Source organism: Actinoplanes sp. NPDC051633 (assembly GCF_040681735.1).
In the GTDB taxonomy this organism is placed as follows: domain Bacteria; phylum Actinomycetota; class Actinomycetes; order Mycobacteriales; family Micromonosporaceae; genus Actinoplanes.
The window spans coordinates 1-10,847 of record NZ_JBFAZH010000138.1; the positions used below are offsets into that span (position 1 = coordinate 1).

Annotated in this window: 4 protein-coding genes; 3 read left to right on the forward strand and 1 reads right to left on the reverse strand. The window is 69.2% G+C overall.

Annotated features, from left to right (window positions below):
* Positions 1-444 (reverse strand): VTT domain-containing protein (locus tag AB0M20_RS11075; protein ID WP_364296835.1); only part of this gene is annotated, 444 nt, incomplete at its 3' end.
* Between the two features lie 120 nt (positions 445-564).
* On the opposite strand from AB0M20_RS11075, the gene AB0M20_RS11080 reads away from it, so the two are divergent.
* The 3 genes from AB0M20_RS11080 to AB0M20_RS11090 form a co-directional block, all read left to right on the forward strand.
* Positions 565-1,752: a sensor histidine kinase gene (locus AB0M20_RS11080; RefSeq protein ID WP_364296841.1), complete on the forward strand. Its 1,188-nt coding sequence runs from the start codon at positions 565-567 to the stop codon at positions 1,750-1,752.
* Entirely contained in the window at positions 1,749-2,423 is a 675-nt protein-coding gene (locus AB0M20_RS11085) for a response regulator transcription factor (RefSeq protein WP_364296837.1), read from the forward strand. The genes AB0M20_RS11080 and AB0M20_RS11085 overlap by 4 nt, the downstream gene beginning before the upstream one ends.
* 295 nt (positions 2,424-2,718) lie before the next feature.
* On the forward strand, positions 2,719-10,847 hold an 8,129-nt coding region (locus AB0M20_RS11090), incomplete at its 3' end, for a DNRLRE domain-containing protein (protein WP_364296839.1).

Here is a 10,847-nt window from a genome sequence, read left to right on the forward strand (position 1 = left end):
GCCGAGGAGCACGGCGGCGCGGATCAGGCTGAACGTGGCGACCCACCCGATGAACCGCCGGAACGGCACCCGGGCGAGCCCCGCCGCGAGATACGCCGGGATCGCCGCGAGGTCGACCGCCTTCGCGCCGGCGACGACCCGCGGCAGGTTGTCGTGCACCGCGCCGGTGAGCCGCACCCGCCGCCGCTCGGTCAGCCCCAGCCGGCGCAGCAGCCGCCCGACCCGCGGCCGCCGGCCGAACCGGCCGAGCACGTAGAGCGCGCTGTCCGCGGTCACGTCGGCCACCACGACGATCAGCAGAATCGGCCAGAACGCCGCGATCCCGGCGCCCACCAGCGACCCGGCCAGCACCGTGGCGGCCGGCCCTTCGGCCACCACCAGCGGTCCCAGGAGGGTGTACGGGTGGTCCACGACCGTGGCCCACAGCGTCTGCACGACATCCATGGCGGTGACTCTGGGGGTGCGGCACCGGCCCGCGAATCACTCCGCGGTATCCGGCCGGATAACCCCGCGGTATGACGTCGAGGCGCCGAACCCCTAGGTACCGTTCGGATCGTGGTGGAGATGAGGATGCGACGGCCGTCGCCCACGCTGCTCTGGTGGTTCGCCGCCGGGACGCTGGGCGTGGCCGTGCTCGTGGTGTCGGTGCCGATCGCCGCGTCGGCGTATGACGTGCCGCTCGTCATCGCGTTCGTCGCCGCCACCGCGCAGGGCGCCGCGCTGCCGCTGAGCCTGAGCCGGCCGGTCGAGGCGACGCTGCTGCAGTTCGCCGGGGTCGCCACCTTCGCGATCGCGATGCCGGCCAACCCCGACATGACCTGGCCGCTGACCATCCCCGGGCTGATCGCGCTGAGCCTGCACGTCGGGCTGGTCGCCGCCCGGCACAGCTGGCGGGCGGGCGCGCTCGCCTGGTGGGCGAGCGTGCTGGTGACGATCCTGGTGGCGGTGCTCGATCCGAGCGGCCGCGGGGTGGACGACGGCGACGTGACGCTGATCGTCTACGCCACCGACTCGGCGCTGGTGGTGATCGCGGCGATGGTGATCCGGCACTGGTCGGGGATCCGCCGGCAGCTGGCCGAGGCGCGGCGGGACATCGCGGTGGAGCAGAGCCAGCGGGCGGTGGCCGAGGAGCGCACCCGGATCGCCCGCGAGCTGCACGACGTGGTGGCGCACAGCATGTCGGTGATCCACATGCAGGCGACCTCGGCCTCGTACCGGCTGAAGAACGCCGACGAGGAGTCCAAGCAGGAGTTCACGCGGATCGCGGCCGGGGCACGCTCGGCGATGCGGGAGATGCGCCAGCTGCTGTCGGTGCTGCGCGACGAGCAGGCCGACGCGTCGCTGGCGCCGGTGCCCGGCCTCGATCGGGTGCCGGAGCTGGTCGAGTCGACCAGGGCGGCAGGGGTGCCGGTGGACCTCGAGATGGAGCTCGGGACGGGTACGGTGACCGGCCTGCCGGACACGATCGGCACGGGGGCGTACCGGATCGTGCAGGAGTCGTTGAGCAACGTGATCCGGCACGCGCCGGGAGCGCGTACCCTCGTGGTCATCGATCTTGCGGACGGCATGCTGAAGCTGTCGGTGTGCAATGACGCCGCGCCGACCCCGTCGGTGGAGAGCTCGCCGGGCGGGCACGGGCTGCACGGCATGCGGGAGCGGGTGCGGCTGCTCGGCGGCACGCTCGAGACCGGCCCTCGTCCCGAGGGTGGCTATCGGGTGGCAGCACGGCTGCCGGTGGGGGGTGCCGCGTGATCCGGATCCTGGTCGTGGACGACCAGACGATGATCCGGGTGGGGATCCGGGCGATCCTCGACTCGCAGGACGACATGACGGTGGTGGGCGAGGCGGAGAACGGGCGCGCGGGCGTCGAGAAATACCGGACCCTGCGGCCCGACGTGGTGCTGATGGACGTGCGGATGCCGGTGCTGGACGGGCTGGCCGCGACGGCCGAGCTGCTCGGTCCGTCGCGCGTCGAGGGGCACGAGCCCAAGGTGCTGATGCTGACGACCTTCGATCTGGACGACTACATCTACGAGGCGTTGCGGGCGGGGGCCAGCGGCTTCCTGCTCAAGGACAGCGAGCCGGAGGAGCTGCTGCACGCGGTGCGGGTGGTGGCGGCCGGCGAGGCGCTGCTGGCGCCGAGCGTGACGAGGCGCCTGATCGAGAACTTCGTGGCGGCGCGGCCCCGCCCGCCGTCCGGGTCGACGGCGCTGAACGGCCTGACCGACCGCGAGCGCGAGGTGCTCCGGCTGATCGCCCTGGGCCTGTCCAACGCCGAGATCGCGGCCGGCCTGTTCATCGCCGAGCAGACCACGAAGACCCACGTGAGCCGCATCCTGCAGAAGCTGGGCTTGCGGGACCGGGTCCAGGCCGTGGTCTTCGGATACGAGTCGGGCCTGGTCACACCGGGCGCCAACCGCTGAGCACGTACGTGCGCATGGCATGAGATGCGCGCGTTCGCACACACCGCGCCGAGGCGACGGTCCGATGTGGTCTGAGTTTTTGCTTGATTGACGTCGGGCAATTGTTGTCGATCATCGATCGCGGTACGGTCATCGCGGCACCCACGGGGGGCGCTGAACAGACACCTACAAGGCTGTCGCGAGCGCGGGACGGTCCACTTCTGCTGCACTCTTCGCTCACGACGGATCAGTCATTGGCGTGTGCCGTTCTCCACCTGGACGGCGCGCTATTCGTCGTGCCCGAGGGGTGCTTCACATGTCTCGCCGTCTTGTTTTCCGGTCTCTCGCCGCCACTTCCGCACTGAGCCTGATGCTCGCCGGGTCGCCCGCTCTGGCGCGTACCCCCGGGGAGCCGGCGCCCGCACCCGCGGCGTCCGTGCTGAGGCCGCCGCCGGTCACCGGCCGGCAGGTCCCGGCCACCCCGCCCGGCCCGGAGGGCGTCCTCCCGTTCCAGCCGCAGCGCATCGCGGCCACCGCGATGCCGCCGGCCGAACGCACCGGCGAGCTCGTCGCCAAACGCACGGCGACCACCAAGTACTTCCGGCTGGCCGACGGGCGGGTGCAGGCCGAGGTCGGCAACGACCAGGTGCACTACCGCGACCGGGCCGGCGCATGGCAGGAGATCGACACCGACGTGACGCCCGGCGCGGTTGCCGGGTATCCGTTCGAGGTTGCGAAGAACACGTTCGGCAGCCGGTTCGGCGACCGATCCGACCGCCTGGTCCGGTACGACCAGGGCGGCCGCGGCGTCTCCATGGGCCTGGACGGCGCCGCCCGCACGCTGCGGCCGAAGGCTGCCGGGCGCACCGTCACCTACCCCGGCGCGGCCGCCGGGGCCGACGTGGTCTACGAGGTCACGTCCACCGCGGTCAAGGAGAGCATCGTCCTCGCCAAGCCACCCACCGGCGCCGCCAGCTGGCGATTCGTGCTCGGGCTCGACGGCGTGCGCGCGGTGCCCCGGGCCGACGGCTCAGTGGCGTTCCACGCCGCCGGCAGCGAGGGCCCGCCGCTGTTCTACCTGCCCAAGCCCTTCATGTACGACAGCGCCGACGCGCCGTCCTCGCCCAACGGCAAGACCTGGAGCAACGCCGTCACCCAGAAAGTCAGTGTCGAGGGTGGACGGACGATCCTGACGGTCACCGCCGACCCGGCCTGGCTCGCGGCGAAGGAGCGGGTCTACCCGGTCACCGTCGACCCGACCATCAAGGTCCAGCCCACGCTCGGCAAGGCGCAGGACGTGATGATCAATGAGTCGGCGCCGACGACGAACTTCGACAACGTCTGGAAGCTGTCCGCCGGCGCGACCGCGACCGAGCGGGCCCGCGCGCTGACCCGATTCGACCTGTCGGCCGTGCCGCGCAACACCGCGCTCGACTCGGCGCAGCTCCAGCTCTACTACGATCAGGTCCTCGGCGGCGAGGCGGCCGTCGACACCTCGCAGACCATCGAGGCGCGCCGCGTCACGGCCGACTGGAACGAGACCACGGCCACCTGGAACTCGATGGCCGCCAACGCCGCCGAGGTCGGGCAGAACGTCGACCGCGTCGACGACACGTACCCGAACCGCACCTCCCGCGTCGGCTCCTGGCTGCCCGGCTCCACCGGCGACAGTAACCAGGGCATCGACGGCACCTACGTCTACAACAGCGACGCGACGACCGGGCAGAGCTTCACCTGGGTGCCGCGGCTGACCGAGTCCGGCGTCTACGAGGTCCAGGTCCACTACGTCCCGGGCAGCAACCGGGCCACGAACGCGCCGTACACGGTCCACCACGCCGGCGGCACCACCACGAAGATCGTCAACCAGACCACCGGCTCCGGCAACGGCACCTGGGTCCCGATCGACAGCTACCAGTTCAACGCCGGCACCACCCACAAGGTCGTGCTGGGCGACGTCGCGAACAAGGTCGTCGTGGCCGACGCCGTCCGCCTCGTCAAGCGCGGCGAGGCGGTCAAGGCGCCGAGCAAGACCAACGCCTGGCACTCGTTCAGCGTGCGGTCGGTCGTGCAGGCCTGGCTCGACGGCACCGCACCCAACTACGGCTTCATGGTCAAGATCAAGGACGAGACCCTGAAGACCGGCGGACCGCGGTACGAGGCCGGTGATTTCTCGTACGGCGGCGAGGACGACCACGGGCCGAAGCTGCTGCTCACCTGGGGCTCGCCGGGCGTTGCCCTCAATCCGGTGACGACCGTGCGGGCGAACGGCGCGGACCTGTCCTGGGGCGAGTACGCCGACCCGAGCACGTCACCGGACGACGACGTCATCGAATACCAGGTGCACGCGAGCAAGGACCAGAACTTCGTCCCCTCCGCGGCCACCCTGGTCGCGCCGGTGAGCAGGTCAGCGACCAGCTACCGCGACACCCGGGCCACACCGACCGCCGCCAACTCGGCGGAGCCCTATGGCGACCGGCTGTTCTACATGGTGGCCGTGAAGACCCGCGACGGCTCGGTGATCCCGGCGCAGACCGAGATGGTGCACCTGCCCAAGGCGGGCCAGACCGTGAAGTACTTCTCCGACGGCGCGGTGGACAACACGCTCACCAGCGCGAAGCCCGACTCCAACTGGGACAAGCTCGACGACGGCGGCGAGCTCCAGGTCGGCAACAACGGCTCGGTCTATGGGACCAGCCGCGTCGTGCTCAAGTTCCCCGCCCTGACCGGTCTGCCGGCCAAGGCCAAGGTTCTCGACGCCGAGGTCGGCCTGTGGAGCTGGTCGAGCGACGGTGAGGGCGGCGCCCGGTTCCAGGTGCGCGGCCTCACCCGCGACTTCGACGAGACGACCTCGACCTGGAACAGGGCGAGCAGCAGCGCCGCATGGTCCAGCCCCGGCGGCGACGCCGAGGCCACCCCGCGCGGCTCCGTCGGCAACGTCACCGCTGATCCCGGCTGGACCAGCATCAAGGCCGGCGGCCTCGTGCAGAGCTGGGTGGACAACCCGGCCGCGAACAAGGGCGTGCTGGTGCGTCTGGAGAACGAGACCGCTCCCACCCAGCGCGTGCTGTTCCTCTCCGCCGAGGCGGCCGAGCCGACGCTGCGTCCCCGGCTGCGAGTGGTCTACACGACGCCGGAGACGCAGAACACCTACTCTGCCTCGGATACCCCCGGCCGGATGATCCCCGGCGACGAGTACCTCGTGCCGGTGACGATCACCAACACGACGGACAACGTCTGGTCGCCGGCCGACTACGAGCTCTCGTACCGGTGGGAACGCCCGGACGGCACCGACGTCACCACGCCGGACAACCAGAAGCGCACCCCGCTGCCCTCGGCGCAGGCACCGGGCGGCGTCGTCACCGTCACCGCCACCGTCAAGGCACCGGCGAACAGCGGCGACGGCGATCGCCGCGAGGACTACGTCCTCAGGTGGGACGTCCGCAACAAGACCACCGGCCAGTGGCTGTCGCAGAGCGCGAAGATCGACCCGCTGGACCAGGACGTCGCGGTGGAGAACCCCACCTCCGACCAGCTCGGCCTCGAGAAGTTCTACCAGTACACCGGCGGCAGCACCGGCGCCGGCTCGACCATCATGATCAACCAGTTCTCCGGCAACGCGGTCCTCGGCTACAACCCGATCGCGAACCCCAGCCGCGGCGTATCCACGTTCGCGCGGCTGACCTACAACAGCCAGGACGGCTCCGACTCCGGGCTGGGCTACGGCTGGTCGCTGTCCACCTCCAGCACGGTCCGGCTCGGCTCGCCGCTGGAGTTCCAGGGCGATGCGACCTGGCCCGAGCGGGTCGCCATGACCGACGGCGACGGCACCACGCACGTGTTCAAGCTGGACAAGCACGACAGCACCAACCCGGCCGACTGGCGTTACCTGCAACCCGCCGGTGTGCACCTGTACCTGCAGAAGTCCGGCGGCGACTACAGCCGCGCCTGGACCATGACGCGGCCGGACCGCAGCCAGTTCGTCTTCGACTCGCAGGGCTACCAACGCCTCGTGCGAGACCGCAACGGCAACGAGCTGACCTTCACGTACGAGCAGGCGCGCCAGAACGGCCGGACCGTCCAGATCCTCAAGTACCTGACCGATCCGGCCGGCCGGCAGACGCTCACCCTCGACTACTACACGGACAGCTACACCGGTGAGATCGGGCGGCTCAAGTCGCTCACCGACATCAGCGGCCGCCGGATCCAGTTCGCGTACACCGACGACGGTCTCCTCCAGGAGCTGACCGACGGCGCCGGAACCACCGACGCCAAGCTGTTCACCATGACCTACGACGGGCCCGGGTACTCCGGAAACGCCCGGCTGATCCGGGTCGACGACCCGCGGCGCCACGGCACGAAGATCGGCTACCACGAGAGCGACGACCCGTTCCTGTACGGCAAGGTGGCGACGCTCACCGACCGGATGAACAAGATCACCTACGTCGACTACGCGGACCCCGACGGCGCGGCGAGCGCGGGCGTCATCACCACGATGACCGACGCGAAGGGCCGCGCGACCGAGAACGTCATCGATGGGTTCGGCCGGGTCACCCGGATCACCAACGCCAAGAACGAGGCGACGAAGCTCAACTGGGACGCCGACAACAACGTCACCCGGCTGGAGGAGGCCAACGGCGCCGTCTCCACCTGGCGCTTCGACCAGCAGACCGGATTCCCGCTGGAGCTGCGCGACCCGGAGGCGGTCAAGAACAACTGGCCGCCGACCCGGCTCGACTACCGGTACGGCCTCGGCGGCCACACCGCCGAGCTGACGATGAAGGTCACGCCGGAGGGCCGCCGCTGGGACTTCGGGTACGACGCCCTGGGCAACCTGACCTCGGTCACCGACCCCAAGGGCACCGCGACCGACACGACCGGCGACTACACGACGACCTATACCTACGACCCCTTCGGTCAGATGCGCACCGAGACCGACGCCAACGAGCACGTCACGAAGTACGACGCGTACGACGTGGTTGGCTACCCGACGAGCATCACCAACGACCTCGACCAGGTCACGAACTACCGGTACGACTCGCGCGGGGCGGTTCTCGACGTCGTCGACGCGCTGCGCCACAAGTCGGAGTACACCTACGACGTCTACGGCCGCCCGCTCACGAGCAAGGTCCCGAAGGACTCCGCGGCGGGCGTCTACATCGTCACCCCGGCACCGAAGTACGACAAGAACGACAACGTCGAGCAGAAGACGTCGCCGACCGGCGCGATCACCACCGCCGTGTATGACGCCAACGATCGCTCCAGCACCGTCACCGTCCCGAAGGACACGGACACCTCGGCGGCGCGCACCACGAAGTTCGAGTACGACCAAGTCGGCAACATGGTGAAGCAGACCGAGCCGAAGGGCTTCCTCACCCCGGCCGACACGATGGACTTCACCACGGTCTACGTCTACGACGAGCTGAACCGGGTGGTCGAGGCGACCGACGCGCGCAACGGGCGGGTCAGCGTCGTCTACGACAACGCCGGCAACGTGGTCCGCGAGATCGACCAGCGCAAGAACGCCACGGCGGACGCCAACGACTACAACGCCAAGCACACGTACGACCGGAACCACCGGCGGATCACCACCACCGACGCCAAGGGCTTCACCACCAAGGCCGAGTACGACCGCGACGGCAACCAGACGGTCGCCGAGGACCAGGACGGCAACAAGACGTTCACGGCGTACGACGAGCGGTCCGCGGTCAAGGAGCAGCGGGCTCCGCACAAGTCGGTGAACGGGACGGTCACCTACCGCACCACGCGGTTCGAGTACGACGAGGTCGGCAACCAGACCAGGGTGATCAGTCCGCGGGGCGTCGAGACCGAGAACGACGCCGAGGACTTCACCACCGTCACGCTCTACGACGAGCTGAATCGCAAGAGCAAGGTGCAGCAGCCGTTCGACCGAGACGACAGCCGGTTCACCACGCCCGCCACGACGGAATACACGTACACCGAGGTCGGTGATCTGAAGAAGATCTCGGCGCCGCCGTCGCAGAACCAGACCACCCGCAACGACACCACCAACACGTACTTCGACAACGGGTGGGTGCGCACCAGCAAGGACGAGGGCTGGAACATCACCACCACGTACGACTACGACAACAACGGCGCACAGACCTCCCGCAAGCTGACCGGCGCGAGCGGCACGCCGCGGGAGCAGAACTGGACCTACTACCCGGACGGCAAGCAGAAGACGCAGTCCGACAACGGCGCCGGCAGCGGCCAGCCCCGCAAGGACTTCCAGTTCGAGTACGACCCGAACGCGAACCTCACCAAGATGCTCGACCGGAGCAACGACGCGAAGATCGACTCGTACGTCGTGTCCTACGACCAGCTGAACCGGGTCGCGAGCGTCGAGGAGAAGCTCGGCAGCACGATCAAGAACACGACCACGTACGACTACGAGCCGAACGACCTGCTCAAGCGCCGCACCCACGACCGGCAGATTTCGGAGTACGCGTACGAGACCGAGCGCGACCTGGTCACCGAGGTCAAGAACAAGTCGACGCCGGACGATGCCAGCCCCAAGACGACCACGTACACGTATACCTCGCGTGGTGAGACCAAGACCGAGACCAAGGGCAACAAGAACGTCGTCACCAAGGACTACAACCTCGACGGCTCGGTGCTCAGCGACGTCGAGAAGAAGTCCGACGGGACAGTCGTCAACCAGCACACCTACGAGTACTCGGCGAACGGGCACAAGGCGAAGGACACCGCCCGCAAGCAGAACGCGGACAACAAGAGCGCGTACCTCGACACCACATCGACGTTCGAGTACGACCCGCAGGACCGTGTCCGCAAGGTGACCAAGACCGGCAACGGCGCGGACACCGAGCAGTACGTGCACGACAACAACAGCAACGTGATCGAGCAGACGATCAAGAACGTCAAGACGACGTTCACGTACGACAAGAACCGCCTCGCCTCGGCGGCGGTGCCGGGCGCCACCTCCAGCTACGCCTACGACCCGTACGGCCGGCTGAAGACCGTGACCGCCCAGAACGTGGAGCTGGAGAAGTACACCTACGACGGCTTCGACCGGGTCACCGAGCACGTCAAGAACCCGGGCGACAACAAGACCACCTACAAGTACGACCCGCTCGACCGGCAGATTCAGCGCACGCACGGCGGCAAGACCACCGACCTGGTGTACCTGGGCCTGACCGAGGAGCTCTCCGCCGAGCTCGAGGGCACCAAGGTGGTCAAGAGCTACCAGCACGGCCCGTCGGGCGAGCTGCTCTCGCAGGTGGCCACGAAGTCGGACAACACCAAGGAGGACTCCTACACCGGCTACAACGGCCACTCCGACGTCGAGCAGATCACCGACGACAAAGGCGACGGGCGGGCCACGTACGGCTACACCGCCTACGGCAAGAATGACTCGTCCCAGTTCACCGGCGCCGACAAGCCGGACGCGGCCAACCCGGAGAACCCGGACCGCGAGCAGTACAACTCGTACCGCTTCAACGGCAAGCGGTTCGACCAGTCCACGGGCGACTACGACATGGGCTTCCGCGACTACGACCCGGGCATCAACCAGTTCCTGTCGCGCGACTCCTACAACGGCGCGCTGGACGACCTGGGCCTGGCCGCGGACCCGTACACCGGCAACCGGTACGCCTTCGCCGGCGGCAACCCGATCAGCAACGTCGAGCTGGACGGTCACAACTGGCTGTCCGACGCCGCGAAGAAGGCCGGCAACTTCGTCAAGGACGCGGCGTCAGCGATCGGCTCGGACGTCGCCGGGGCGGCGGCCGGGCTGGCGCAGATCGGGTACGACACCGCGGTCGGCGGCAACCCGCTGGTCAGTCAGGAGACGAGCGACGCGGCGAAGGCGCGCGGTAAGGAGCGCGGCGAGGCCCTGAAGAAGACCCTCAGCAACCCGGGCCAAGCGGTCAAGGACTGGTCGGACGGCCTGACGAACGACGTGAAGTCGGGCCACCCCGGCAAGGCCGCGGGCCATCTGCTCTTCGACGCCTTCACCCTCGGCGCGGGCGGTGGCGCGGGCGTGGCGGGCAAGGCCGGCGCTGCGGGCAAGGCCGGCGCCGCTGGTAAGGCCGGTGCTGCAGGTAGGGCGGGTGCCGCCGGCAAGGCCGGAACCGGGGGCAGAGCGACGGCGACGGCCGGGCGGAACTGCGTCGGAAACAGCTTCGTTGCCGGCACCGCCGTTCTCATGGCCGACGGCACGACAAAGGCCATCGAGGACATTCGCCTCGGGGACGCGGTGCTGGCGAGCGACCCCGACGCCGGCACCACGGGCAAGCGGCAGGTCCAGCGTCTGATCACCGGCAACGGTGCCAAGGAACTGGTAAAGGTCACGGTCGACACCGACGGTGATGAGGGAGCGGCCACCGGCACCGTGAAGGCAACGGCCGGCCACCCGTTCTGGTCGCCGAGCCGCGACGAGTTCGTGCCCGCCGGTGAACTGGTGCCGGG